The sequence below is a fragment of the Streptomyces sp. NPDC007164 genome, assembly GCF_040634135.1.
Lineage (GTDB): Bacteria > Actinomycetota > Actinomycetes > Streptomycetales > Streptomycetaceae > Streptomyces > Streptomyces sanglieri.
This window is the reverse complement of the sequence record NZ_JBEYFB010000001.1, coordinates 161,717-186,792: the sequence shown is the minus strand read 5'-3', so window position 1 is coordinate 186,792 and position 25,076 is coordinate 161,717. Positions and strand designations below refer to the sequence as shown.

Here is a 25,076-nt window from a genome sequence, read left to right as displayed (position 1 = left end):
CGACGTGCCGTTCACTTGCCGAAGTACGCGTGGTAGATCGACACCGACGACTTGTTGCCCTGCTTGTCCGTGACGTTCGCCCGGTAGGAGATGGACTTCCCCTTGGCCGGGTTCTTCACGGAGAGCTTGCCCGCCTTGACCGTGGACTTCTTCCAGGTCTTGCCGGCGTCGTAACTGACGTACACCGTCAGCGACTTGAGGTTCTTGCCGGCGGCGGCGCCCTGCACCGTCACGGGCACGGAAGCGGTCCGGCCGGCCGTGACCCTGCTGTCGAGGGTGACGTCGGGCGTGAACCGCACCGTGGAGACCGGGAGCATGGCCGGGCCGGTGGTGTGCCTGGAGCGGAACGTCCAGCTCGCGTCGATCCGGGTGGAGACCGCGGCGAGCTTGGCGCTGCGCCGCACCGAGATCGTCAACCGGTAGTCGGCGGCGCCGGACGGCACGGCCATCGGGACCACGCCCGACAGCGGGTCCTCGTTCTGTACGAGCTTCTTGCCGTTGCGGTACAGGACGGTGCTGACCGAACTGTACGCCGAATCACCGATGTTGCCGCGTCCGTCGGCCACCAGCGGCAGCTTGCCGACGATGTTGTCGCCGTCGCGCAGGACGCCGAGGGCGGAGGTGACCGCAGGGCCGAACACCGCGGTGTTGACCTTCTTCGTGTAGGACTTGCCGGCCTTCACGGACTGCGGGGCGACGGAGTACCACGCCTCGGTCACCGGGAAGCCGTCCTCGTCGGCCGGGCCGTCCTGGTTGAAGTCGAAGCTCCACCGCACCTTGTCGTTGGTGGAGACATAGGCGGTGACACTGCCCGGAATCCTGTGCAGGGACCAGGCCGACCAGCCGCCGTCCGTGCCGGGCAGCGTGCCCGACGCGGCGACCTCACCGGTCTTGCCCTTGGCGGGCGAGCCGAGGGAGAGGCCGACCTTGGCCAGCTGGCCGGTGGTGTACTTCCGCTCGTAACCGGTGGCCGCCCCGGTCACCGGACCGCCGGCGACGATGTCGTACCGGGTCGATGCGCCCTTGATCCAGCTGCCGACCCAGTTCTGGGAGAGCGAGCCGTCGGTGACCTTCGGGCCGAAGTGCGCGGTGCGGAAGTTCTTGTACGAGTCGAGGAGCCAGCCGTACCCGTAGGGGTTGTCCTCGGACGCGTACTGGAGCTCGGTCGTGGCCATCAGGGGCGTTGTTCCGGCGGCGGGCAGGGTGATCTTCACCGGCTTCGCCTTGCGCGCGTCCAACGTCAGGCTGAGGTTCTTGTGGACGTCCAGCTTCGGCCGGGAAAGCCAGTCGGTGCCCTTGGCGTAGTCCTCGGGGTCGACGGTGACGCCCGTGTTCAGCGTGTAACCGCCCGCGGGGACGCGGACCTTCGCCGTGCCGTCGGTACTCGTCGGCGAGAGCCACTGGCCGACCGCCGAGCCCGTGAGCCCGAAGAGGTTGGAATCGACGAACTCGGCCGGCTTGCCGTCCCGCCCGATGGTCTTGACGGTGAGGTCGTACGACTCGGTCTCGCGCTCGACCGCGGCCGCCGTGCGGACGCTCTGGCCGCCGCCGGTCCCGACGACATACGCGGAGTAGATGCCGTCGGCCGTACCGCCCAGCTTGGTGTTCACGGTCAGCGGTACGTCGGCGGTGCCGCCCGCGGGGACGGTCACCTTGTCGGCGCCGAGGGTGAAGAAGCCGGCCGGGGCGGGCTTGCCCTTCGGGCCGGTGGCCGTGACCGCGAGGTCGAGGGTGACGTCGGTCGTGCCCAGGTTGCGGTACGTCACCTTCTTGGTGACCGGGGTGTCGTCGGTGTGCGGCCACTGCTGCAGCCCGAAGCCCACCGAGACCGGCTCGGCGACGACGGTCTGCCCGATCGCCCGGTCCACCGCGATCCGTCCCGTGCCCTGCTCGAACGGGGTGTACGCGCCCGGATTGGTCGAAGCGGCCAGCGCGCCCTTGAGCTCGGCGTACTTCCACTCGGGGTGCTGCTGCTTGAGGAGCGCCGCGGCGCCCGCGACGTGCGGGGTCGCCATCGACGTACCGGAGATCGTCAGGTAGCCCGGCGGGTTCTGGCCGACCTCCTGGTCGATGGCGGAGCCGGGGGCTGCCGCCGCGGTGATGTCCACGCCGGGGGCGGTGACATCGGGCTTGATCGCGCTGTCGCCGATGCGCGGTCCACGGCTGGAGAATTCGGCCAGCTCGTCCTTGTCGTCGACGGCGCCGACGGTCAGCGCGGCGTCCGCACTGCCGGGGGAGCCGACGGTGTTGGAGCCGGGGCCGTCGTTGCCCGCCGCGATGGCGAACAGGACGCCCTTGTCGGCCGACAGCTTGTTGACCGCCGCTTCGAGCGGGTCCACCTCGGGGGTGTCGCTGCCGCCGAGGCTCAGGTTGATGATGTCGGCACCCTGTGCGACCGCCCACTCCATGCCGGCCAGGATGCCGGAGTCGTCGCCGAGGCCGTCGTCGTCGAGCACCTTGCCTTCCAGCAGCTTGGCGTCCGGGGCCACGCCCTTGAACTTGCCGCCCGACTTGGCTCCGGTGCCGGCCGCGATCGACGAGACATGGGTGCCGTGGCCGACCCGGTCCTTGACGTCGGGCGAGGCGGTGAAGTTCTTGCTGCCGAGGATCTGGCCCTTGAGGTCGGGGTGGGTGGCGTCCACACCGGTGTCCAGGACGGCGATCTTGACGCCCTTGCCGGTGTAGCCGGCCTTCCAGGCGGCCGGGGTGCCGATCTGCGGGACGCTCTTGTCGAGGCTCGCCCGGCGTACGCCGTCCAGCCAGACCCGGTCGATCCCGGCGGCCGTGGTGCGCTGGGCACCGTGCGCCGCCTTGCTGGTGAGCGCCTGCCAGATGTCCCGGGCGTCGCGCTGCGGGGTGATCACCGACTCGGCGTTCAGCGTCTTCAGGGTCCGGGCGACCCGGGTGGAACCGGCCTCGCGGACCTCGGCCTTCGCGGCGTCGGCCTTCGCGCCCCGGTAGGAGACGATCAGCTTCAGGCCCGACTTCTGGGCCCGGCGGTTCTCCGCACGGTTCAGCTCGGCGACGTCGAACAGCCGGCGGTCCAGCTTCCCGGAGGTGATCAGCCGGCTCGCGTCGGCGGGGACGAGCAGGGTGTGACCGTTGTGCGTCTGCCGCTGCACGGGTATGTGCTCGCGGCCCTCGGCGGCCCGGAAGCCTGTCACCCGGCCCTTGGCGTCCACGGTGACCAGGTCACCGGTGATCAGCGTCAGCCGGTGCTGGGCCGACGACCGGGTGCCGGTTGCCGGGGCGGTGTCGGGCTGTGCGACGGCCGGGGTGGTCATCCCCGCCGCGAGTGCCACGGCGGCTGCCGCGGCGACGGTCGAAACACACGCGTTTCTCACGTGTTTGCGCAACTCTCCCCCTGGAGAATCGGGCGGCCCTCGAAGGACCGCTGGTCAGTCGGTACGGCGGGGACGCCGCACCGGCCGGTTCATGTACCTAGAGGGGGAATCGAATGGACGGGTTCACAGGAACCGCACAAATAAAGGGAGTTGACGCAAGATCACCGGTCCGGGCCGTCCGGGGCGGCACGGGGCGCCGGTGGCAGGCGGCCTCCGGGGAAAGTGCGGAACCGGGCAGCGATGAGTTTCGGCCGCCGGACCGGTCTCCCTGATGTGGAAGCCATGACCCCGATCGTTCTCGTCGTCACCGGCCGCGTCACCAGGGACGCGGTGCCGGGACTCTGCGCCGAGCTGGAGACGCTGCTGTACGGCCCCGACGGCGCCGCCCGTGACCCGGGCGCCGGGGTGGACTGCGACGTGGGCGGGGTCGTACACGCGGATCTGGCCCTGGTCGAGGCGATAGCGCGGCTGGGGCTCGTCGCACGCCGGGCGGGCGGGCGGAGACTGCGGCTGCGCAATGTGCCCCCCGAGCTGCGGAGCCTGCTGGATCTGGTGGGGCTGGCCGATGTGGTGGACCTGGGGTACGGGGCGGGGGTGGGGACCGGGGTGGGGGCGGGGACCGGGGTGGGGGAAGGCGGGGACGAGGCGGGGGCCGGGGCGGGGGACGCCGAGGGCTGAGGGAGGCGCCCCCGGCCGGCCACCGGCCCGTTCCGTATGCCGCGCTTCACATCCCCGTCTCACACCGCCGCGTCGTCGCCCACCGTCGCGTCGTCGTCGAGGTGGTCCGGCAGGCCGAAGAGCGGGAACCAGCGCGGCGTGTCCAGGAAGCAGTGCATCCCGGTGATGGCCCCGTCCGAGATGTCGATGACCTGCACCGCCCACGGCACGAACCCGGGCCCGTCCGGATTCGGCTTGTAGTGCGCGAACGCCGGGGTGCCGTTCGCCGAAGTCGCCACCAGACGGGAGCCGGCGCAGCTCGCGCCGATGGAGAGCATGAAGCCGGTGATGTCGTCGTGCCCCTGGAGCCAGAGGTCGAACGGCGGCATGGTCATCACGGCGTCCTCATGGAGCAGCGCGGTCAGCGCCGCCATGTCGTAGCCCTCGAAGGCCGCCACGTACCGTTCGAGCAGCTTGCGCTGCTCCTCGTCGAGCGGATTCGCGGCGTCGGCCGCCTTGCCCTCGTGTTCGGTGAGGGTGGCCCGGGCCCGCTGGAGGGCGCTGTTGACCGAGGCGACCGAGGTGTCGAGCAACTCAGCGACCTCGCTCGCCTTCCAGGCCAGCACCTCACGCAGGATCAGCACGGCGCGCTGCTTGGGCGGCAGATGCTGGAGCGCGGCGACGAACGCCAGGCGCACCGACTCCCGCGCCACGGCGGCCTCCGCCGGGTCGGCCACCGTCGGCAGGATGCGGCCGTCCGGCATCGGCTCCAGCCAGGTGTTCTCCGGAAGGGGGTTGAGCGCCGCCTGGGCGAGCGGGGTCGGGCCCGTCAGATCGACCGGACGGGCCCGCTTGTTGCCCGCGTTCAGCATGTCCAGGCAGACGTTGGTGGCAATGCGGTACAGCCAGGAACGCAGCGAGGAACGGCCCTCGAACTTGTCGAAGTTGCGCCAGGCACGCACCAGCGTGTCCTGTACCGCGTCCTCCGCCTCGAAGGCCGAGCCGAGCATCCGGTAGCAGTAACCGGTCAGCTCGACCCGGTGTCCCTCAAGACGGCTGTCGACGTCCGTCGTCGCTGTCAGATCACTCATCGCTCCACCCCTGTTGCGCTGTGACACCGCTCACTTCGGCACTCTGGAAGCTACCGCAGGCCACTGACAACGGGGGCGGGAAGTGTCCAAGCCGCCCGGATTCCGGTCACGTTCCGGGCTTGCGCCCGTACACGTACACGTCGTCGCCGTTCTTCAGCAGATTCCAGTACGACTTGGCGTCCGCGGTACGCATGTTGACGCAGCCGTGCGAGCCCGGCGGATTCCACATCTTCACGCCCACCGCGTGGAACGCCTGGCCCCCGTCGAAGAACTGGGAGTACGGCATCGACACGTGGTAGATCGACGAGACATGGTTGATGTGCCGCCAGTAGATCTTCTTCGACCCGGTGCGGGTCTCGTACTTGTCCCGACCGGTCCGCACCGGCACGGGCCCGAACTTCAGCTTGCTGCCGTCCTGGATCCAGCTCAGCTGCCGGGTCAGGTCCACGCACGCGATGCGCCCCTTGTTGGTGGGGCACTTCTTGTCCTTGTTCGGGTTCTTGCCGGCCGCCTTCTGGGCGGTGAGCGTCTTCATCGTGCGCCAGGTGACCGGACCCGCGTACCCGATGGTGGGGGTGACCCCGTAGGTGCTCTGGAACGACCTGATCGCCTTGCAGTCGGCGGCCGACTGCTTGCCGTCCACCGGCCGCTTCAGATACTTCTCGACCTGCTTCTGGTACGGCCCGGTGGACGTCGTGCAGGACGCCGCCTGCGCCGACCCGCCGGTGGCCAGCACCAGCGCCGGTACCGCGGTCAGCCCCGCGACCGACATCGCGAGCCCGCGCCGCAGCCGTACTCCCCGTATGTTCCCCGCGACTCTCATGTACGCCAACTCCCCTTCGCGCGCCGTGAGGTGATTCCGCCTGCTAGACGCGCGTCGGGGAGTGGATGGTTGTGCGCCGTATGTCTCAGTTCTGTACGGAGGCCATGCCCCGGTGCTGTACGGACACCACCGGAACCTGCCGGCGCCGCTCGGCGCGGGCGGCCCGCGTTCCGTACAGCGTGATCGAGACGACGCCGAGGACAGCGAGCAGTCCCAGCGAGACGGTCCCGGCCCAGCCCCCGGCGTGGAAGGCGACCGCGCCCAGCGTGCCGCCCGCGCTGGAGCCCAGGTAGTACGCGGACTGGTAGAGCGCCGAAGCCTGGGCGCGGCCCTTCGTCGCGGTGCGGCTCACGGACGAGGAGGCGACCGCGTGCCCGGCGAAGAAGCCCGCCGTGATCAGGACCAGGCCGAGGAGCACGGCGGCCAGCTGGTCGGCGAGCGAGAGCAGCAGACCGGCGGCCGTGGTGGAGACCGCCAGGTACAGCGCGCCCCGGCGGCCCAGCCGGGCGACGAGCTTCCCCGCCGCCGCGGAGGAGACCGTACCGACCAGATAGACGAGGAAGATCGAACCGACGACGCCCTGCGGGAGGTTGAACGGCGCCTCCACCAGGCGGTAGCCGATCACTGTGTAGACCGCGCCGAACACCGTCATGAACAGCGCGCCGATCGCGTACAGCCGGCGCAGCAGCGGATCGGAGAGGTGCCCGCCGACGGTCTTCGCGAGGGCCTTCGGGTTGAGCGTCCCGGGGGTGAAGTTCCGGGCCCGGGGGATCATGAAGTGGAAGACCACCGCGCAGGCCACGGCCAGCAGGCCGACCGCGCCGAGCGCCGCGCGCCAGCCCCAGAGCTGGGCGATCCAGCCGGTGAGGATGCGGCCGCTCATCCCGCCGATGCTGTTGCCGGCCACGAACAGCCCGATCGCCGCGACCAGCGCCTTCGGCCGTACCTCCTCGGCCAGGTACGCCATCGCGGAGGCGGGCAGCCCGGCCAGTGCCGCGCCCTGCACGGCGCGCAGCGCGATCAGCCAGCCGAGCGAGGGCGCGAACGGGACGAGCAGCCCGACCATCACCGCGACCGTCAGCGAGGCGGTCATCATCTGCCGCCGCCCGAACCGCTCCGACAGCGCGCTCATCGGCAGCACACACAGCGCCAGCGCGCCCGTCGCGGCGGACACCGTCCAGCTCGCCTGCCCGGCCGTGGCGCCGAAGGAGGCGGAGACGGCGGGCAGCAGGGCCTGCGTGGAGTAGAGAAGTGCGAACGTCGCGACACCCGCGGCGAAGAGCGCGAAGCTCATCCGGCGGTAGCCGGGACGGCCCGGTTCGAGCCGCTCCGGAGCGGTGGTGGCGGGGGCGGCGACGGGGGACGGCTGGGGCGAGGCGGCCACGGTGAGCGTGGACGCCCCGGTACTGGCAGGAGGCATGCTTCGAAAGTAGACTCTCCGGTTTCATGCGTCCAATGCACGAAGTGGCGATAATCAATCCCATGGTGCATGAACGCAGCTCACAGCCCCGGCTGTCACCCAGTAGTTACGAAGAAGACATTCGCGCCGTGCTCGCGCCGCGACTGGCCCACTTCGAGGCGGTGGCCCGCCACGAGCACGTCACACGCGCCGCGCAGGAGCTCGGCGTACCGCAGTCGACGCTGTCGCGGGCGATGGTCAGGCTCGAACAGGACCTGGGCGTCGCCCTGTTCGCCCGCAAGGGCCGTACCGTCTCGCTCACCCCGGCGGGCCGCACCTTCCTGGGCTCCGCCGAGCGGGCCCTCGCCGAGGTCGAGAAGGCCGCCGACTCGGTACGGGCCGACGCCGACCCGGCCACCGGCAAGGTCGCCTTCGGCTTCCTCCACACCATGGGCTCGGAAACCGTCCCCGCCCTGCTGCGCGCCTTCCGCGCCGACCACCCCCGGGTCCGCTTCCAGCTCGTGCAGAACTACGGCGAGGCGATGATCGAGCGCCTGAGGGCCGGCGGCCTCGACCTCTGCCTCACGTCACCCGTCCCGGACGCCCCCGACCTCGTCGCCCGCCGCCTGGACGAACAGCGCCTGCGCCTCGTGGTCCCCGAGGACCACCGCCTCGCCACCCGCCGCCGCATCCGCCTCGCGGAGGCCGCCGACGAAAAGTTCGTCACCCTGGAACCGGGCTACGGCCTCCGGCGGATCACCGACGACCTCTGCACCGAGGCGGGCTTCACCCCTCGCGTCGCCTTCGAGGGTGAGGAGGCGGAGACCCTGCGCGGCCTGGTCGCGGCCGGCCTCGGCGTGGCCCTGCTCCCGCCGCCCGCGGTGGCCCGCCCCGGCGTCGTGGAACTGACGGTGACGGCCCCGAGAGCGGCCCGCGAGATCGGCGTCGCCTGGCTGGACGGCCACCCCGACACCCCACCGGTCGCCGCCTTCAAACGCTTCCTGCTGTCGCGGCGGGGGCACCTGCTGCCGGACTGACCGGGCCCGCCCCGCCGCCCTTCGACGCGTCGAGCTTGCGCCGGAGCACCGCCCGCGACCGCTCGCGCGGCCGGCACTCCGGTGAGCGCGGTGGGTGGGCGCGGAGGTCGGGGCGGGCGCCCGACATCGAGTCGCCGGGGGCGACGGTCACGGCTTCGCCGAGGATGACGCGGCCGCAGTCGACACGGATGTTCATCGGCGGGCCTCCCGCCAGGCCCGGCCGAGTCGCACAGCGGCCGGGCAGGACGCCCCGGCGCAGCACGTGGGACACGTCAGGGTGTGGCCGAGCAGCGCGCGGTATTCGACATCCACCGGCTGTGGTTTCGTCAGGGTGATCACTGTTCTTGGCCTTTCCGGCAGGAGGGGCAGCAGCGGGGAAACCACAGGGCCGAGGTGCCGTGGGCATCGACGTGGCGGGGGCCGAGATCATGTGCTGTGCCGTTGGCCAGCGCGACGGAACACCAGACACAGTGCACGCCGCGCTGCTGCGCGCCGGACAGCGTCGCGGGATCCGGCAGACCGGCCTCAGCAATGGGCACAGGGGTGGTCACGAGCTCTCCTCTGCCTGCGTGTTGCGGACAGACAGAGCATGAGTTTCGAGAAGAGGCGCAACTGCTACCGCTTGTAGCAGCCGGTCAGACTGCGCCGACCCAGTGCGCGAAGTGCGACAGGCTCTCGGCGTCGGCACGGCGGAAGCGTCGCAGACCACTCATGACCTCGCGGGCCCACGGATGCTCGCGGGTGTGCTGAGGCGCCGCCGCGCGGGCCGCCTTGAGGCTTTCGAACGCGTCGGCCCGCAGACCGGCCCACTCCTGTGCTCGGGCCAGTTCGATGTAGAAACCGCTGCGTCGCTCTGCGGGCAGGGAGGTGGCCGGCTTCCATTCCGTCGCGACGCGCAGGGCGCGGTCGACGTGATCCCGGCCGAGGCTGACGGCGACGGACAGTTCGTGGACGCGGACCGAGTCCGGGCCGAACGCGGTGCCCAGGCAGACGACCTCGCGCGCGACTTGATCGCCGAGCCGCCGCGCGTGCGCCAAGTGGATGTCGGCAGTGTCCGAGTCTTCGCATCGTCCGGCGACGACGGCAGCACGCATGTGAAGTGCACCGCGGGCCGCTGTCGTCGGATGGGACAACGGTGGGGGAGCCGCATCGATCGCTTGCTCCAGCTCCGCGAGTCCGACGGCATGGGCTCGGGCCGCGAGGAAGACTTCGGTCCGTACGTACGCCGTGGCGGCTTGGACGAGGGGATCTCCGCTACGGTCCGCTGCCCACCGCATCAGATCGATCAGCCGTGCGGAGAGGTCGTGCGCCCCATACTTGAAGGCGATCGCGTCGGCGGCACGGGCGGCGGCGGCCAGTATCCGGGTGGCGGCCTGCTGTTCGGAGCCGCGTGCGGTGTGGGCATAGCGGATGGCGTCGCGGAGGAGACCCGGCACCGCTTCCGCGATCCACCCGTACTGGGCGCCGAGCCGCCAATCCACCACTGTGCCCACCGCTACCGTGAGCTCGCTCGCCGTCCGCCTCGGGGAGCCCTGCGGGATCTCGTACCCGGTGATCACTGCGGAGAGTTCCGGGAGAGCCCTGCGGACCCGGCGCTCCGTCCCGACGTACCCCGTGCGCAGTTGCGAGACGTCGACCGCGAGCACGGCGGCGATCGCTTCGAGCACCTCGTCGCCCGGCTGTCGCGCGCCGCGCTCGACGGCGCGGATCATGGCGTAGGAGACGTGCGATGCGGAAGCGAGCCGGGTCTGGGTGAGGCGGCGCGCTCGCCGGCATGCGGCGATCCGCGCACCGACCTCGCGCGGGGAGTCGGCGGACATGCCCCGACCGTACCCGCACAGTGACGGAGCGGGTACGGAATCGATTACTCGCCGAGTACGGGGATCAGGTCCATGAGAGACCCGATCACCCAGTCCGCGGTTTCCCGCACCTGGGGATCGTCCGCCCACAGGTGACCCCAGGGGCCGCGGCGAAGGTGTGCCGTACGAAGCCCGGCCCGCGCCGCCGGGAAGGTGTCGTTCATCGGATGGTCACCGACGTAGACGGTGTCTCGTGCCGGGGCACGGGAGGCGTCGAGAACGCGCGCGAAGAAGTCGCCGGAAGGCTTTGCGCAGCCCCATTCCCCGGATGTCGCGATGAAGTCGACCGGCAGATCCATGCCACGGAGCAGCTGACCGACGCGCACCGTTTGATTGCCTGCGACGACAACCCGGACGCCCCGCTCCTGCAGTGCGGCGAGCGAGACCCGCACGTCTTCGTACAAGTCGGACTCATCGAGGCGCTCGCCAAGCCCGGCGGCCTCGCGGGCGGCGTACTCCGCCGCGATGTCGATGCCCGGCTTCAGGAGACGGAGGGCTTCCGCGTTGTCGAGGCCCTGGGCGGTGACGGCGCCGACGAGCGCGGACAGGGTGTGTCCGGGGACGCCCAGCCAGTTCGCCCAGGACTCCCAGTAGCGGTCATCTCGGACGAGGGTCTCACCGATGTCGAACACGATCGTCTTCACCAGATGAACTTGCGGGCGGAAGGCGGACACGCGGACGCCGCCGGGCAACCGGAACCAGCCCGCATCATCCGACCGGAGCCAGGCAGGGGCGGCCGAGGCACTGCTGCCGCCCTGGCAGGGACTACCCCCGCACGCGCGGGGGCCATGGCACGAACTTCTTGCAGGTTCACTTCACTCCCGGACCATCCCCGCACGCGCGGGGACCACGCTTCGGCGATGTGCCACGCTCGAATGAGCTTGGGGCCATCCCCTCACGCGCGGGGACCACTGCGCAACCCAACCCGCTCTGTCCGACGAGGTGGGGCAGTCCCCGCAGGCGCGGGGACCACCCGGCCGCCGGCTTCCGCGGCCTGGCCGAGCCAGGACCACCCCCGCACGCGCGGGGACCACGGCCCGGTCACCTTCGACCGTATCCGGGTCGCGGGACCACCCCCGCACGCGCGGGGACCACCTGAGCTGGATCTCGGGCGCGTCCCACAGCATGGGACCACCCCCGCACGCGCGGGGACCACGGAACCACTGTCCACCAGCAATGACCATCGTGGGGACCACCCCCGCACGCGCGGGGACCACAGGATCGCCGGGGTGTCCAGGTAGAAGACCTCGGGACCACCCCCGCACGCGCGGGGACCACACACCGCGCCCCGCTCCGACCACTACGTCCAGGGGACCACCCCCGCACGCGCGGGGACCACCAGTCAGGGGCGCGCTGCACCATTACCAGCATGGGACCACCCCCGCACGCGCGGGGACCACCTCCCGGGTACACGGAGGAGCAGGCCGCGGAAGGGACCACCCCCGCACGCGCGGGGACCACCTCGCACTCGTACCCGTCGCGGTGGTGGCCGACGGGACCACCCCCGCACGCGCGGGGACCACGTCTGGGGAACTGCTCGGGCCCAGGTCGACGGGGGACCACCCCCGCACGCGCGGGGACCACAGTAGAGGCGTGGCGCGGCGCATAACCTCCCCGGGACCACCCCCGCACGCGCGGGGACCACGGCGCTCTTGTCGCGGCGCATTTCGGAAACTAGGGACCACCCCCGCACGCGCGGGGACCACAGTTCGTGACCTGGGCTTTATCGAGAGAAGGTGCTGTTTTTCTTCACTTTCATTGAATCCGGCATACGCGGCATAAGTATCATCGCTCCCTGTTCTCCCAAGCGCCCCGTCACCCCCGCAGCGACTTCCCGAACCCCGCCGCCAGCGGCATCCGCAGCCCCAGCGGCGGCGGCGCCGCCAGCGCGTCGGCGACCGGTCGTGCGTACGCCCGGCCGAACAGTGAACCGCACACGAAGTCCGCGGCCAGGGCCGTCACCTCGGCCCGGTGCTGGCGCAGTGCGTGGCCGTCCGAGTGGACCTCGAAGCGGCAGGTGTCGCGGTTGGCCTTCTTGGCGCGCTCGGCCAGCCGGAAGGACAGCTCGGGGTCGGTGCGGGCGTCGTTGGTGCCGTGGACGAGCAGCACCTGACGGCCGAGCAGGTGCTTCACCGGCTCCGCCCCGTCCGCCCCGTTCGACCCGTCCGCCCCGGCCTCGGGCAGCCAAGGGGCCATCGCCAGCACGGAGTCGACCGCGGCGTGGCCGCCCGCCCGGAGCGCGGCCCGGCCGCCCATGCCGTGGCCGGCCAGGCAGACGGGGACGTCGCCGTAGCGCCGTACGACCTCGTCCACCGCCCACTCGGCGTCCGTCGCGAGGTCCGCGGCTGTCGCGTTCCAGCCCCGGCAGCGGTAACGCACCACATGCGCGGCGAGCCCGTCCTCCTGACCGGCACGGGCCAGGGCGCGGGCCAGTGGCAGCTGGAATGCGTACGAGAAGGGAGACGGGCGACGGTGCGAGTCGGGCTCGCCGTCCGGGAGCAGCAGAACGACGCCGCTGACCGCGGTTGGAGCTCCGGCCGACCTGACGGCCCGTCCCAGCCTTGCGGCGGGCAGAGGGAGTGCGCGCTGTGCCATGGCAGAACAGTGTCAGAAAGGCAGGTGTACTCCACCCGTATTCGCGGTCACTGTTACGCATCGGCGAGCGACAATCTACGCGCGTAGGCGCTAGAGTGCGCAAATGATGAGCCCGACCCTTCATGTGCCCGGCCAGGATCAGATCCGGCGTGCCCCCAAGGTGCTTCTCCACGACCATCTCGACGGCGGCCTGCGCCCGGGGACGATCGTCGACCTCGCCCGCGAGAGCGGGTACGAGGGACTTCCCGAGACCGAGCCCGACAAGCTCGGCATCTGGTTCCGCGAGGCGGCCGACTCCGGATCGCTGGAGCGCTACCTGGAGACGTTCGCCCACACCTGCGCCGTCATGCAGACCCGCGAGGCGCTGGTCCGGGTGGCCGCCGAATGCGCCGAGGACCTGGCCGCGGACGGTGTCGTCTACGCCGAGGTGCGGTACGCCCCCGAGCAGCACCTGGAAGCCGGACTGACCCTCGAAGAAGTCGTCGAGGCGGTCAACGAGGGCTTCCGTGAGGGCGAGTCGCGGGCCCGCCGGGACGGGAACCGGATCCGTGTGGGCGCCCTCCTCACCGCGATGCGGCACGCCGCCCGCTCCCTGGAGATCGCCGAACTCGCCAACCGCTACCGCGACCAGGGCGTGGCCGGCTTCGACATCGCGGGCGCGGAGGCGGGCTTTCCGCCCACCCGGCACCTCGACGCCTTCGAGTACCTCAAGCGCGAGAACAACCACTTCACCATCCACGCGGGCGAGGCCTTCGGCCTGCCGTCGATCTGGCAGGCGCTCCAGTGGTGCGGTGCGGACCGGCTCGGCCACGGGGTCCGCATCATCGACGACATCGAGGTCGCCGACGACGGCGAGGTGAAGCTCGGCCGCCTCGCCTCCTACGTACGGGACAAGCGCATCCCGCTGGAGCTGTGCCCGACCTCCAACCTCCAGACCGGCGCCGCCGCCTCGTACGCCGAGCACCCCATCGGGCTGCTGCGGAAGCTGCATTTCCGGGCCACGGTGAACACGGACAACCGGCTGATGAGCGGTACGAGTATGAGCCGCGAATTCGAGAAGCTGACCGAGACCTTCGGATACACGCTCGACGACATGCAGTGGTTCACCGTCAATGCGATGAAGTCGGCATTCATTCCTTTTGATGAGCGTCTGGCGATGATCAACGATGTGATCAAGCCCGGATACGCCGAGCTGAAGTCCGAGTGGCTCTTCGAGCAGACCGCTGCGACCAGCGTTTCTTCCGCTTCCGCGGGCTGATCGGGGCTCCGCGGACAACGGCCGGGACGCCGAATTCCCGGCCGTTTTCCGCGTGTCGGCGTGTTTGCGGGAAGGGCGTCGGGCTGGCTACTTTTCGGAGCCCCCCACGTCCCTCTCCCCAAGGATGAATTTCACATGAAGCAGTCTGCTGTCAGGACTCTCGGCGTCGCCGCTCTCGGTGCCGCCTTCGCCGCCGCCGCCGCGGGCACCGCCTCCGCCGCCGTGCTGCCGACCGACGCCGCGACCACCGCTCTGCCGGTCGCGAGCGCGGCGCTGGGAACGGCGACCCAGAGCCTGCCGGTGCAGGAGACGGCCACCAAGCTGCTCGGCACCGACCAGCAGAAGCTCGTCGGCCAGGCCACCACCCCGGTCAAGGGCCTGCTCGGCGGCATGCCCGCGGGCGGCCTGAAGACCAGCGGCCTGTCGACCAACGGTCTCCCGCTCGGCGGCTGATCCCCGTACACACGCCTGTGGGGCGGACACCCGGACCGGGTGTCCGCCCCACAGGCGTATGCGTACCGGGTCACCAGGCGGCGGCCGACGACGTCTTCTCGGACGGGAACAACAGCCACAGCGCCAGGTAGAGCAGGAACTGCGGCCCCGGCAGCAGGCAGGAGACCAGGAAGATGACGCGCATGGTTCCCGCGGAGGTGCCGAAGCGCCGTGCCAGCGCTGCGCACACTCCGCCGATCATGCGTCCGTCACGGGGGCGGGCAAGTGCGGCCATGGTGGGCTCCTTCGCGAACCGTTGCTGAGGGAGCAGCTCCGTCGTGCTCCCGATGTCTCCATGGTGGCCCGGCGAAGGGGGGCAAAGCGTCGCTCTACGGTGCGATCCCGACCCTGGGAATCGTCGGGGTCGAACCCTGGCCCGCCTCGTCCCTCGGGTGGGGGAGCACCCCGACCCGCTCCTGCTTCCGGCGCAGCCGCGCCCGGCACATGGGCACCACGAGCAGATGGGCGATGGCCACGCCGGTGGTGTTCAGCAACAGCGAATCCACGTCGACGACCTGGCCGGGCACCCCGGTCTGGGCCAGTTCGATGGTCGTCGAGATCAGCGCACCCGCCGCGACGGTACGGGCCAGTGAGGCCCACGGGGAGACGGAGAGCCGGCCCCCGGCCATCGGCAGCAGCACGCCCAGCGGGGCGAGCAGCAGCAGCCCCTCACCGATCCGGCGGGCCGCCTCGACCGGGTCGAGGGACAGATCCGCTCTGATACCGGCGAAGGGTCGGAGATTCGAGGCGCCCATCCATGGCACATCGAGCGGGCGCAGGGTCAGCCACCCGACAAGCAGCAGATGCGCGAGGAGTAGAGAGACCCCGGCCGCGCGGAAGCGGATGACGGCTGTACCGTCCGAACCTTGACGCACGCCACCCAAGACGCGACGAACGGCAGGATCGGTTCCGCCGCCCCGAAATCCGGCCCATCCGGCGCCGGAGAGCCGCCCACCGGGGCCGTTCAGGCCCCCGCGCCGACTCCCAGCGTCGGGACCGCCTTGGGCCGCGCCTTCATCTCCGAGGTGCACAGGTACCCGCGCGACGGGTAGTTCCCGGGCCCGCCCAGTACCACCGTGCCCTCCGGGGCGAGCGAGTCGCTCTCCGCGTACGTGCAGACGATCTGCGCCAGCGCCTCGGACCGCAGGTCCTCCGGCTGCTCGCTGAGCCGCAGCGTGCCCGCCCGGTCGCCGCTGCGCGCCCCGCCGACCCGCAGGGTCTTCGGCACGGTCGTGGCGTACCCGGCCTGCCGCTCCGCGGCGGACGGCTTCAGCAGCAGCTCGTTCAGAAGCGCCTTCGCGACCCTGACCCGGTCGGTGCCGTTCTCGTCGATCTGCACCGTACGGTCCACCGTGACCAGCTGCGAGGAGCAGACCAGATAGATCTGTACGGGGATGCCCCTGGCGGCCTGTGTCGTGATGTTCTCCGCGGACATCGTGCACGGCACCTGGGACGGTGCGGCCCCGGCGTCCACCGGCACCGTGGTGGACCTGATCCCGCAGCCCGCGGCCAGCGCGGCCGTTACCAGGGCCCCGGCCAGTGCCACGGCCGTACGGCGCGCCCGGCGGTTGTCGCTGCCCATCATGTCGCGTCACCCTCCTCGTCCCGGTCGCCGGCATCGTGCCCACCGCCGGGACGGGTGAGCTGCTCGGCATCGCGCGGCAGCCGCAGCACGAACACCGCTCCGTCGCCGTCCGGCGAGTTCGCGGCCGTGATGTCACCGCCGTGGATGTGCGCGTTCTCCATGGCGATGGACAGTCCGAGTCCGCTGCCCTCGGAGCGCGGGCGTGAGGCGCTCGCCTTGTAGAACCGGTCGAAGACATGGGGCAGCACGTCCTCGGGGATGCCGGGGCCGTGGTCCCGGACCTCGATGACGAGCTGGTCGCGCTCGGTCCGCACCGTGACCCGTACCGGCGAACCGCCGTGCTTGAGCGCGTTGCCGATCAGATTCGCCAGGATCACATCGAGCCGGCGCGGGTCCAGACGGACCATCATGCCGCGCTCGGCGTCCAGATCCACCGCGTCCAGCCACGCACGGACGTCGATGCAGGCGGTGACCTGGTCGGCGACGTCCACGGTGTCGAGGACGAGCCGGGCCGTACCCGCGTCGAAGCGGGTGACCTCCATCAGGTTCTCCACCAGGTCGTTGAGGCGCCGGGTCTCGCTCACCACCAGACGCACCGCGGGCGCGATCATCGGGTCGAGGCTGTCCGCCTCGTCCTCCAGCACCTCGGTGACGGCGGTCAGCGCGGTGAGCGGGGTGCGCAGTTCGTGCGACATGTCGGCGACGAACCGTCGGCTCGCCTCGTCCCGCGCGCTCATGTCCGCGACCCGCTTCTCCAGCGAACTCGCGGTCCGGTTGAACGTACGGGAGAGATCGGCCAGTTCGTCCGTGCCGGACACCGCGAGCCGGGTGTCGAGCTTGCCCTCGCCGAGCTTGCGGGCGGCGTCGCCGAGCCGCTGCACGGGCCGCAGCACGGTCGTCGCGGCGGCCTGCGCGAGCAGCGCCGAACCGATCAGCGCGAGCCCGGTGGCGATGCCCAGGGACCAGGCCAGGGAGTTGAGGTCCTGCCGTTCCTGGTCGAGCGACTTCAGCATGTAGCCGGTCGGGCCACCGCCGATGATCTTCGTACCGCCCACCAGGTACGGCGTGCCGCGGATACTGGTCCGCTGCCAGAACAGGTGGTACTCGTACTTGTTGCCCGCCTCCACCGACTGCCTCTTGTTGACGGCCTTCTGCAGCGACAGCGGTACGTTGTCGAGGGTGAAGGTGTCCAGGTCCGAGTTGCCGACGATCGGCTTGCCGGTGTCGCGCTCGTCGACCAGCAGCACGCTGTAGCCCGGCGAGCTGCTCGCCATCTGCACCGCGGCGTGCTGCAGATCGTCCCTGGTGGGATGGAGCGGCAGCGAGGCCGCCCGGCTCTGCATCTCCTGGCGGAAGTCCCCGAGCGCGGAGTCCTGGGTACGGGTCAGCACGGCCTCGCGGTTCAGCCAGTACGCGATCCCCGACGCGGACACCGCGGCGGTCAGCGCCACCAGCGCGAACACCACGACGAGCCGCAGCCGCAGACTGGTCCAGCGGAGCCCGGCGAGCAGGCTCCGTTTGACGGCATCGCTCACTGAGGCGAGTCCAGTCGGTAGCCCACACCCCGGACGGTACGGATCAGTGTCGGCGAGGACGGCACGTCCTCGACCTTGGCCCGCAGCCGCTGCACACACGCGTCCACCAGCCGGGAGTCACCGAGGTAGTCGTGCTCCCAGACCAGCCGGAGCAGCTGCTGCCGCGACAGGGCCTGGCCCGGTCTGCGGCTCAGCTCCAGGAGGAGGCGCAGCTCGGTCGGCGTGAGCTGCAGATCCTCCCCGTTCTTGGTGACGGTCATGGCGGAACGGTCGATCACCACGCTCCCGAACGAGGCGGAGTCGGTGGACTCCCGCTCGCCCCGGCGCAGCACCGCGCGGATACGGGCGTCGAGCACCCGGCCCTGCACGGGTTTCACCACATAGTCGTCGGCACCGGACTCAAGCCCGACCACGACGTCGATGTCGTCGCTGCGCGCGGTCAGCAGAATGATCGGCAGCTGGTCGGTGCGCCGGATACGCCGGCACACCTCGAAGCCGTCGATCCCGGGCAGCATCACATCCAGCACGATCAGGTCCGGCCGCTGCTCACGCAGCAGTTTCAGGCCGTCCTCTCCCGTCGCCGCGGTGGCCACACGGTGGCCCTGGCGTGACAGCGAGAGTTCGAGGGCCGTGCGGATGGCGTCGTCGTCCTCGATCAGCAACAGGAAAGGCACGCTGGTCATTCTGACCCATGGTGGCGCCCCAGTTCGACAGTTGGGGTCGACTCATACATCCCGCACGTCCCAGGGACACGCTCGGCAGGCCCTGTGACAGGCCTGTGACAGTCGGCGGACAGTGCCATGAAACTGCCCCGGCAAGCTCATTGGCACAAGGAACGGACGGACTCCACCGATGGGGGGCGCGAGATGAACGCAACTCACAGCACCACCGCAAGCGCAGTTGTCACGCGTCTCCACGACGTCGGCCGGAGCACCGAGAAGTCCGGTGCCGGGAGTGGACGGGGGTGCGTTCGTGGCGCCGGGCGTCAGCATCTGTCGTACATGACGGTTGTTGACGTGCCTGTGGGGGGCAACGGGGGAAACAACGGGGGCAGCGCGTACGGGGAGGTCACAGGGGAGCGGAAGGCCCCGGCGAAGGCCGAGGACGCCGAAGCGGCGTTCACGGCCTACGTCCGGGAGCGTCGCGCCTCCCTGTACGCAACCGCCTACCACCTGACCGGCGACCGGTTCGAGGCCGAGGATCTGCTGCAGAGCGCCCTCTTCTCGACATACCGGGCGTGGGACCGGATCAGCGACAAGGCGGCGGTCGGCGGCTATCTGCGCCGCACCATGACGAACCTGCACATCAGCGCCTGGCGCAGGCGCAAGCTCAACGAGTACCCGACCGAGGAGCTGCCGGAGACGGCGGGCGACACGGACGCGATGCGCGGCACGGAACTGCGCGCCGTGCTCTGGCAGGCGCTGGCGCGGCTGCCGGAACTCCAGCGCACGATGCTGGTCCTGCGTTACTACGAGGGCCGGACCGACCCGGAGATCGCGGCCATCCTCGACATCAGTGTCGGCACGGTGAAGTCCAGCATCTGGCGGTCGCTCCGCCGGCTGCGCGAGGACGAGGTCCTCAGCTTCGGCCGTGACGAGGAGGAGTCCTTCGGCGAGCTGGTGGCCTGAGGCGAGGGGGGACACGGGGGAGAACGGGGCTGCTGCTTCGGGGGAGGCGGCGGAGTACGGGGGAAGTGCTGCGGGGTCGGACGGGCCGGGGGGGCCTGTCCGGCCCCGTCGGCGTGTCTGCCCTTGGCGGGTCGCCTCGGCGGCCGTGCGAGGGAAGGTCCTTGCGAGCCTGAGTCGGTCAAGGCGAGCTCTATCTGGCGGTCGAGTTGAAGCTGCAGTACCTGGAGGCCCGCAAGCGCCATCCGGACCTTCCGCCGAGGGACACGTACTTCGAGTCCTTCGTGAAATCCGCGAGCGGGACTTTCGGCTGCGGCGCATCCGCGAGGAGCTGACGCACCGGACCGGGCAGCGGGGCGAGTCGGCGGCGGTCCGTGCCGGCTTGCCCCACGGACTCGGCCTACTCCGGAACCGGTGCCCCCACCGGCGCCCGCCGGCACCGCCCCGCCGCCGCTGCGGCCAGTCGGCCCAGGGCCTCCTCCTTGCCGCAGGGATGTGCGCCCAGGGCCGTCTGGCGGGCCACGATCCGGCGTTCCGCGCGCATCAGCCGCCAGCCGCGCCGCAGCAGGAACGGCACCGACTTGCGGCCCTCGCGCAGGTCCCGCAGCAGGCGGCGGCGGAACGTCGTGGTGGGGCGGCCGCGCAGGCAGAGCGCGTCGGCCAGGACGCCGAGTTCCTGGCAGCGCTCGACTATGTCCGCGGCGAAGATCCCCTCGGCCACGAACAGCGGCGTGCGCTCGATGTGCAGGGCCTCCCGGTCGACCCGGGAGCTGGTGGAGATGTCGTAGACCGGGACGTGGGTGCGCCCGGTGCGGCACAGTTCCATGATCGCGGCGACCGCGGCTTCGGCGTCCCAGGACTGTGCGGAGTCCCAGTCGATGTCCGCACTGCCGGGAACGAGCGGCAGCGTGGGGTCGTCGCCCTCCTTGTAGAAGTCGTCCAGGCGCAGCACCGGCAGGTCGGTGCGGGCGGCCAGGGAGGACTTGCCGGAGCCGGAGGGGCCCGCGAGCAGTACGACGCGGGTCGGGATCGGTTGGGAATTCACAGGACACGAGTGTGAGGCATTGACCCGCACAGGGGATCCCCCGGTGCCCTTGTTGGTATCGAGCATCACACCTCAACTACTCTACGCACTCAGATGATTACTCGATCGTCTCGATCAGGTGGGAATTCCATGGCACGTCATGCACTTTCCAAGTCCCGGCGCCGCGCTCTGCTGCGAGCAGGTCTGACCGTCACCGCGGTGGGTGCCGCGCTCGGTGCGGGGGGTGCGGCGGCCCAGGCGGCGCCGCTGCCCCACGTACCGGTCGTGGGCGCCGACACCGCCCTCGGCGAGGCCGGTGAGGCCGCCGGTGGTGCGGTGACCGGGGCGCTCGGCCACTCGCTCAGGGGCGGCATCGCCCCGGTGACGCATCTGCGGCTCGACCCGCTGGCCGGCACGGGCACGGACCCGCTGAACAACGCGGTGGGGACGCAGATCGCCGACTTCAAGCCGCTCTCCACGGCCGCCGTCACCGACCCGGTGACCAGCGGTGGCGCGCTGAAGGACCTGCCGGTGGTCGGGCCGGTGGCGCAGGCGCTGCACGGCGGCTGAGCGGCGGCCGGGAACGGCCTGTCCCTCCGGGGTGCCGGAGGGACAGGCCGTTCCCGTGCGGGGCCGGACGGTGCGTCAGTACGAGGAGCCCGAGACGCCCAGGGCGCCCGTCGGGTGCCAGACCGTCTTGGTCTCCAGGAAGGCCGTCAGGCGGTGGGTGCCCGGATCGGCTGTCCAGTCCGCGGCGCCGTCGCCGTCCACAGGCTGTGGACGCAGGACCCGCTTCAGGTTGTCGGCCGCCGCGATCTCCAGCTCCTTCGCGAGCGCGGTGTCCGCGCCCGTGAGGTCGATGGCGTTGACGTCCTGGTGGGAGGCGAGCGGCGCCGCGATCTCCGCCGTCCTGCCGGACAGGATGTTCACCACGCCGCCCGGCAGGTCCGAGGTGGCCAGTACCTCGCCCAGGGAAAGGGCCGGGAGCGGGGAGTCCGCCGAGGCGATGACGACGGCCGTGTTGCCGGTCGCGATCACCGGGGCGATCACCGAGACCAGGCCCAGGAACGAGGACTCCTGCGGGGCCAGGACCGTGACCACGCCGGTCGGCTCGGGGGTGGACAGGTTGAAGAACGGGCCCGCGACCGGGTTGGCCCCGCCCACGATCTGGCCGATCTTGTCGGTCCAGCCCGCGTACCAGACCCAGCGGTCGATCGCCGCGTCCACGACGGCCGCCGCCTTGGACTTCGACAGGCCCTCCGCGTCCGCGACTTCCCGTACGAACTGGTCCTTGCGGCCCTCCAGCATCTCCGCGACGCGGTAGAGGACCTGGCCCCGGTTGTACGCCGTGGCGCCCGACCAGCCGCCGAACGCCTTGCGGGCGGCCACGACCGCGTCGCGCGCGTCCTTGCGGGAGGACTGGGGGGCGTTCGCCAGCCACTTGCCCTTCGAGTCCGTCACCTCGTACACCCGGCCGCTCTCGGAGCGGGGGAACTTGCCCCCGACGTACAGCTTGTAGGTCTTGAAGACGCTCAGACGGTTATCGGACATCGAGGTACGCCTCCAGGCCGTGACGGCCGCCTTCGCGGCCGAAGCCCGACTCCTTGTAGCCGCCGAAGGGCGAGGTCGGGTCGAACTTGTTGAACGTGTTGGCCCAGACGACGCCCGCCCGGAGCTTGTTCGCCACCGCGAGGATGCGGGAGCCCTTCTCCGTCCAGATGCCGGCCGAGAGGCCGTACTGGCTGTTGTTGGCCTTGGCGACCGCCTCGTCGGGCGTACGGAAGGACAGCACCGACAGCACCGGGCCGAAGATCTCGTCGCGCGCGATGGTGTGCGCCTGGGTGACGTTGGTGAACAGCGTCGGGGCGAACCAGTAACCGGCGGAGGGGAGTTCGCACGGGGCGGTCCAGCGCTCGGCGCCCTCCGCCTCGCCCGTCTCGGTGAGCGCGGTGATCCGGGCGAGCTGCTCCGCGGAGTTGATCGCGCCGATGTCGGTGTTCTTGTCCAGCGGGTCGCCCAGCCGGAGCGTGGACAGCCGGCGCTTCAGCGCGTCCAGCAGCTCGTCCTGGACCGACTCCTGGACCAGGAGGCGCGAGCCCGCGCAGCAGACCTGGCCCTGGTTGAAGAAGATGCCGGTGACGATGCCCTCGACGGCCTGGTCGATCGGGGCGTCGTCGAAGACGATGTTGGCGCCCTTGCCGCCCAGTTCGAGGGTGACCCGCTTGTCCGTACCGGCGATCTGGCGGGCGATGGCCTTGCCGACCGCGGTCGAGCCGGTGAACGCGACCTTGTTGACGTCCTCGTGCTCGACGAGGGCGGCGCCCGCGTCCCCGTAGCCGGGAAGGATGTTCACGACACCCCTGGGCAGGCCTGCCTGGCGGCAGATGTCCGCGAAGAACAGCGCGGAGAGCGGGGTCGTCTCGGCGGGCTTGAGGACCACCGTGTTGCCGGTGGCGAGCGCCGGGGCGATCTTCCAGGCCAGCATCAGGAGGGGGAAGTTCCAGGGGATGACCTGGCCCGCGACGCCGAGGGGGGCCGGGTTCGGGCCGTAGCCCGCGTGGTCCAGCTTGTCGGCCCAGCCCGCGTAGTAGAAGAAGTGCGCGGCGACGAGGGGGAGATCGGCGTCGCGGGTCTCCCTGATCGGCTTGCCGTTGTCGAGGGTCTCCAGGACGGCGAGCTCGCGGCTGCGCTCCTGGATGATCCGGGCGATCCGGAAGAGGTACTTGGCGCGCTCGGAGCCGGGCAGCGCCGACCACTTCTCGAACGCCTTGCGGGCCGCCTTCACGGCCCGGTCGACGTCGGCGGCACCGGCCTGCGCGACCTCGGAGAGCACCTCCTCGGTGCTCGGCGAGACCGTCTTGAAGACCTTGCCGTCGGCCGCCTCGGTGAACTCGCCGTCGATGAACAGCCCGTACGAGGGCGCGATGTCGACGACCGCGCGCGACTCGGGGGCGGGGGCGTACTCGAATGCAGATGCCATGGGGATCAGTCCACCGTCACGTAATCGGGGCCGGAGTAACGGCCGGTGCTGAGCTTCTGGCGCTGCATCAGCAGGTCGTTCAGCAGGCTGGAGGCGCCGAACCGGAACCAGTGGTTGTCCAGCCAGTCCTCGCCCGCGGTCTCGTTCACCAGCACCAGGAACTTGATCGCGTCCTTGGAGGTGCGGATGCCGCCGGCCGGCTTCACGCCGATCTGTACGCCGGTCTGCGCCCGGAAGTCGCGCACGGCCTCCAGCATCAGCAGGGTGTTGGCGGGCGTGGCGTTCGTCCCGACCTTGCCGGTCGAGGTCTTGATGAAGTCGGCGCCCGCCAGCATGCCGAGCCAGGAGGCGCGGCGGATGTTGTCGTACGTGGACAGCTCGCCGGTCTCGAAGATCACCTTCAGGCGGGCGTCGGGGCCGTCGGCCCGCGCGCACTCGGCCTTCACGGCGAGGATCTCCTCGTACACCTTCAGATAGCGGCCGGAGAGGAAGGCGCCCCGGTCGATCACCATGTCGATCTCGTCGGCCCCGGCGGCCACGGCGTCACGGACGTCCGCGAGCTTCACGTCGAGCGCGGCGCGGCCGGCCGGGAAGGCCGTCGCCACGGAGGCCACCTTCACGCCGGAGCCGGCCAGTGCGGCGACGGCGGTCGCCGCCATGTCGGGGTAGACGCAGACCGCCGCGGTGCGCGGGGTCGTGCGGTCGGTGGGGTCGGGATGGACGGCCTTGGCGGCGAGGGCCCGGACCTTGCCCGGGGTGTCCGCGCCTTCCAGCGTCGTCAGGTCGATCATCGAGATGGCCAGGTCGATGGCGTACGCCTTGGCCGTCGTCTTGATCGAACGGGTTCCGAGGGACGCGGCGCGCGCTTCGAGGCCGACGGCGTCGACGCCGGGCAGCCCGTGCAGGAAGCGGCGCAGCGCACTGTCGGACGCGGTCGCGTCGGAGAATGCGGGAGCAGTGGTGGGCATGGTCACCAGGGGAGCATATCTACGCGCGTAGCGACCTGTACAGGGGGACCACCTCTCCGCGCGGGACACGGTCCCGGGGCGGCCGCCCCGGCGCCCCGCCGGGGCGTCAGGCAGAATCGGGCCCATGACGAGCCCCACACCACCCGCCGAGCCGGTCTACGCCGACCGGACCTTCCGCTCGCCCGCCGGGATGGTCGGGGGCGTCCTGCTGCTCCTGCTCATCTGCTGGATCGGCGTGGACGCGGCGATCCGGGGCGAAGGCCGGGTGCCGTGGCTGGCGCTCGCCGGGATGCTCACCGCGGTGCCGATGGTCGTCGCGTTCACGCTGCGTCCGGTCGTGCTCGCCAACGACCGGCGCATCCGGATCCGTAACCCGTTCCGGACGATCAGCATGCCGTGGACCGAGGTCTCGGACCTGCGGGCGGGATATTCGTGCGAGCTGTTCACCGAGGGCGGTGCCAAGTACCAGCTCTGGGCGGTGCCGGTGTCGCTGCGGCAGCGGAAGAAGGCGGCCCGGCAGCAGTCCCGGCGGTCGCTGGACGACCCGTACGACCGCACGTCCGTGCACGCCGACGTACGCGACACCAAGGCCCGGATGGCGACGGCCGACCAGACCGTGGCGGACCTGCGCGAGCTGGTGGAGCGGGCGAAGACGGGCGGCGCGGCGGCCGCCGGGGAGTCCGCGGAGTCGTCGGTGTCGGTGCGCTGGGCGTTCGAGGTGATCGCGCCGACGGTGGTGGGCGCGCTGCTGCTGGTGGTGCTGCTCGCGACCGGCTGAGACCGGATCCGGCGAAGCCCGCACCG

25 protein-coding genes are annotated in these 25,076 nt (G+C 71.0%); 7 read left to right on the top strand and 18 right to left on the bottom strand.

What is annotated here, in order from left to right; translation table 11 throughout:
* Nucleotides 1-11: 11 nt before the first annotated feature.
* Nucleotides 12-3,284 (bottom strand): S8 family serine peptidase, encoded by a 3,273-nt coding sequence (locus ABZ622_RS00775; RefSeq protein ID WP_360540201.1) that lies wholly within the window; start codon nucleotides 3,282-3,284, stop codon nucleotides 12-14.
* A 300-nt stretch (nucleotides 3,285-3,584) separates the two neighbouring features.
* Here ABZ622_RS00775 and ABZ622_RS00770 point away from each other — a divergent pair, with 300 nt between their 5' ends.
* On the top strand, nucleotides 3,585-4,022 hold the full coding sequence (locus ABZ622_RS00770) for an STAS domain-containing protein (protein ID WP_360538981.1): 438 nt from the start codon (nucleotides 3,585-3,587) through the stop codon (nucleotides 4,020-4,022).
* Nucleotides 4,023-4,081: 59 nt separating this feature from the next.
* Here the strand turns inward: ABZ622_RS00770 and ABZ622_RS00765 are convergent, their stop codons facing one another.
* The 3 genes from ABZ622_RS00765 to ABZ622_RS00755 all read right to left on the bottom strand — a co-directional run bounded on the left by ABZ622_RS00765 (nucleotide 4,082) and on the right by ABZ622_RS00755 (nucleotide 7,335).
* Nucleotides 4,082-5,092 (bottom strand): sigma-70 family RNA polymerase sigma factor, encoded by a 1,011-nt coding sequence (locus tag ABZ622_RS00765; RefSeq protein ID WP_360538978.1) that lies wholly within the window; start codon nucleotides 5,090-5,092, stop codon nucleotides 4,082-4,084.
* Between the two features lie 106 nt (nucleotides 5,093-5,198).
* A complete protein-coding gene (locus ABZ622_RS00760; protein WP_360538975.1) occupies nucleotides 5,199-5,915 on the bottom strand; it encodes a L,D-transpeptidase family protein in 717 nt (238 codons plus the stop codon).
* A gap of 85 nt (nucleotides 5,916-6,000) precedes the next feature.
* Nucleotides 6,001-7,335 (bottom strand): MFS transporter, encoded by a 1,335-nt coding sequence (locus ABZ622_RS00755; RefSeq protein ID WP_360538972.1) that lies wholly within the window; start codon nucleotides 7,333-7,335, stop codon nucleotides 6,001-6,003.
* Between the two features lie 62 nt (nucleotides 7,336-7,397).
* Here ABZ622_RS00755 and ABZ622_RS00750 point away from each other — a divergent pair, with 62 nt between their 5' ends.
* Nucleotides 7,398-8,351 (top strand): LysR family transcriptional regulator, encoded by a 954-nt coding sequence (locus ABZ622_RS00750; protein ID WP_360538969.1) that lies wholly within the window; start codon nucleotides 7,398-7,400, stop codon nucleotides 8,349-8,351.
* On the opposite strand, the gene ABZ622_RS00745 is transcribed toward ABZ622_RS00750, so the two are convergent.
* From ABZ622_RS00745 to ABZ622_RS00725, 5 genes are all read right to left on the bottom strand, one after another.
* On the bottom strand, nucleotides 8,305-8,547 hold the full coding sequence (locus ABZ622_RS00745; protein WP_360538966.1) for a hypothetical protein: 243 nt from the start codon (nucleotides 8,545-8,547) through the stop codon (nucleotides 8,305-8,307). The genes ABZ622_RS00750 and ABZ622_RS00745 overlap by 47 nt on opposite strands.
* Nucleotides 8,548-8,686: 139 nt before the next feature.
* A complete protein-coding gene (locus ABZ622_RS00740) occupies nucleotides 8,687-8,902 on the bottom strand; it encodes a hypothetical protein (protein WP_360538963.1) in 216 nt (71 codons plus the stop codon).
* Between the two features lie 84 nt (nucleotides 8,903-8,986).
* Nucleotides 8,987-10,171, bottom strand: coding sequence for a helix-turn-helix transcriptional regulator (locus ABZ622_RS00735; RefSeq protein WP_360538960.1), 1,185 nt, complete (start codon nucleotides 10,169-10,171; stop codon nucleotides 8,987-8,989).
* Between the two features lie 44 nt (nucleotides 10,172-10,215).
* The gene (locus ABZ622_RS00730) at nucleotides 10,216-10,854 is read right to left on the bottom strand and encodes an HAD family hydrolase (RefSeq protein WP_360538957.1); all 639 of its coding nucleotides are present in this window, start codon (nucleotides 10,852-10,854) and stop codon (nucleotides 10,216-10,218) included.
* Nucleotides 10,855-12,025: 1,171 nt separating this feature from the next.
* Nucleotides 12,026-12,805 carry an alpha/beta hydrolase gene (locus ABZ622_RS00725; RefSeq protein ID WP_360538954.1) on the bottom strand — a complete coding sequence of 260 codons (780 nt, stop codon included), beginning with the start codon at nucleotides 12,803-12,805 and terminating at the stop codon, nucleotides 12,026-12,028.
* Between the two features lie 103 nt (nucleotides 12,806-12,908).
* Between ABZ622_RS00725 and ABZ622_RS00720 the strand changes: the two genes are divergently transcribed.
* The gene (locus tag ABZ622_RS00720; protein ID WP_360538951.1) at nucleotides 12,909-14,063 is read left to right on the top strand and encodes an adenosine deaminase; all 1,155 of its coding nucleotides are present in this window, start codon (nucleotides 12,909-12,911) and stop codon (nucleotides 14,061-14,063) included.
* 135 nt (nucleotides 14,064-14,198) lie between these two features.
* Complete coding sequence (locus ABZ622_RS00715; protein WP_259928207.1) at nucleotides 14,199-14,516, top strand: hypothetical protein; 318 nt, start codon at nucleotides 14,199-14,201, stop codon at nucleotides 14,514-14,516.
* Nucleotides 14,517-14,586: 70 nt separating this feature from the next.
* Here ABZ622_RS00715 and ABZ622_RS00710 read toward each other — a convergent pair whose 3' ends face one another.
* The 5 genes from ABZ622_RS00710 to afsQ1 all read right to left on the bottom strand — a co-directional run bounded on the left by ABZ622_RS00710 (nucleotide 14,587) and on the right by afsQ1 (nucleotide 18,349).
* The gene (locus ABZ622_RS00710) at nucleotides 14,587-14,790 is read right to left on the bottom strand and encodes a PspC domain-containing protein (protein ID WP_259928209.1); all 204 of its coding nucleotides are present in this window, start codon (nucleotides 14,788-14,790) and stop codon (nucleotides 14,587-14,589) included.
* Between the two features lie 94 nt (nucleotides 14,791-14,884).
* Nucleotides 14,885-15,430 carry a VanZ family protein gene (locus ABZ622_RS00705; protein ID WP_266913027.1) on the bottom strand — a complete coding sequence of 182 codons (546 nt, stop codon included), beginning with the start codon at nucleotides 15,428-15,430 and terminating at the stop codon, nucleotides 14,885-14,887.
* Nucleotides 15,431-15,519: 89 nt separating this feature from the next.
* Nucleotides 15,520-16,140 (bottom strand): hypothetical protein, encoded by a 621-nt coding sequence (locus tag ABZ622_RS00700; protein WP_360538946.1) that lies wholly within the window; start codon nucleotides 16,138-16,140, stop codon nucleotides 15,520-15,522.
* The gene (locus tag ABZ622_RS00695) at nucleotides 16,137-17,675 is read right to left on the bottom strand and encodes a HAMP domain-containing sensor histidine kinase (RefSeq protein ID WP_360538943.1); all 1,539 of its coding nucleotides are present in this window, start codon (nucleotides 17,673-17,675) and stop codon (nucleotides 16,137-16,139) included. Before ABZ622_RS00695 ends, ABZ622_RS00700 begins: the two co-directional genes overlap by 4 nt.
* Nucleotides 17,672-18,349: a two-component system response regulator AfsQ1 gene (afsQ1, locus tag ABZ622_RS00690; protein WP_206433404.1), complete on the bottom strand. Its 678-nt coding sequence runs from the start codon at nucleotides 18,347-18,349 to the stop codon at nucleotides 17,672-17,674. The genes ABZ622_RS00695 and afsQ1 overlap by 4 nt, the downstream gene beginning before the upstream one ends.
* Before the next feature lie 192 nt (nucleotides 18,350-18,541).
* On the opposite strand from afsQ1, the gene ABZ622_RS00685 reads away from it, so the two are divergent.
* A complete protein-coding gene (locus tag ABZ622_RS00685) occupies nucleotides 18,542-19,303 on the top strand; it encodes a SigE family RNA polymerase sigma factor (RefSeq protein ID WP_360538940.1) in 762 nt (253 codons plus the stop codon).
* A gap of 397 nt (nucleotides 19,304-19,700) precedes the next feature.
* On the opposite strand, the gene ABZ622_RS00680 is transcribed toward ABZ622_RS00685, so the two are convergent.
* Nucleotides 19,701-20,411 carry a uridine kinase gene (locus ABZ622_RS00680; protein WP_360538937.1) on the bottom strand — a complete coding sequence of 237 codons (711 nt, stop codon included), beginning with the start codon at nucleotides 20,409-20,411 and terminating at the stop codon, nucleotides 19,701-19,703.
* A 63-nt stretch (nucleotides 20,412-20,474) separates the two neighbouring features.
* On the opposite strand from ABZ622_RS00680, the gene ABZ622_RS00675 reads away from it, so the two are divergent.
* A complete protein-coding gene (locus tag ABZ622_RS00675; RefSeq protein ID WP_360538934.1) occupies nucleotides 20,475-20,894 on the top strand; it encodes a hypothetical protein in 420 nt (139 codons plus the stop codon).
* Between the two features lie 75 nt (nucleotides 20,895-20,969).
* Here the strand turns inward: ABZ622_RS00675 and ABZ622_RS00670 are convergent, their stop codons facing one another.
* Genes ABZ622_RS00670 through deoC form a run of 3 tightly spaced genes read right to left on the bottom strand, consistent with a single transcriptional unit; the run spans nucleotide 20,970 to nucleotide 24,272 of the window.
* The gene (locus ABZ622_RS00670) at nucleotides 20,970-21,875 is read right to left on the bottom strand and encodes an aldehyde dehydrogenase family protein (RefSeq protein WP_360538931.1); all 906 of its coding nucleotides are present in this window, start codon (nucleotides 21,873-21,875) and stop codon (nucleotides 20,970-20,972) included.
* Nucleotides 21,865-23,304, bottom strand: a complete 1,440-nt coding sequence (locus ABZ622_RS00665) for an aldehyde dehydrogenase family protein (RefSeq protein ID WP_360538928.1) — start codon at nucleotides 23,302-23,304, stop codon at nucleotides 21,865-21,867. Before ABZ622_RS00665 ends, ABZ622_RS00670 begins: the two co-directional genes overlap by 11 nt.
* Nucleotides 23,305-23,309: 5 nt before the next feature.
* On the bottom strand, nucleotides 23,310-24,272 hold the full coding sequence (gene deoC / locus ABZ622_RS00660) for a deoxyribose-phosphate aldolase (RefSeq protein ID WP_266365293.1): 963 nt from the start codon (nucleotides 24,270-24,272) through the stop codon (nucleotides 23,310-23,312).
* Nucleotides 24,273-24,396: 124 nt separating this feature from the next.
* Here deoC and ABZ622_RS00655 point away from each other — a divergent pair, with 124 nt between their 5' ends.
* Nucleotides 24,397-25,050, top strand: coding sequence for a PH domain-containing protein (locus tag ABZ622_RS00655; protein ID WP_360538925.1), 654 nt, complete (start codon nucleotides 24,397-24,399; stop codon nucleotides 25,048-25,050).
* The last annotated feature ends 26 nt before the right edge of the window (nucleotides 25,051-25,076 follow it).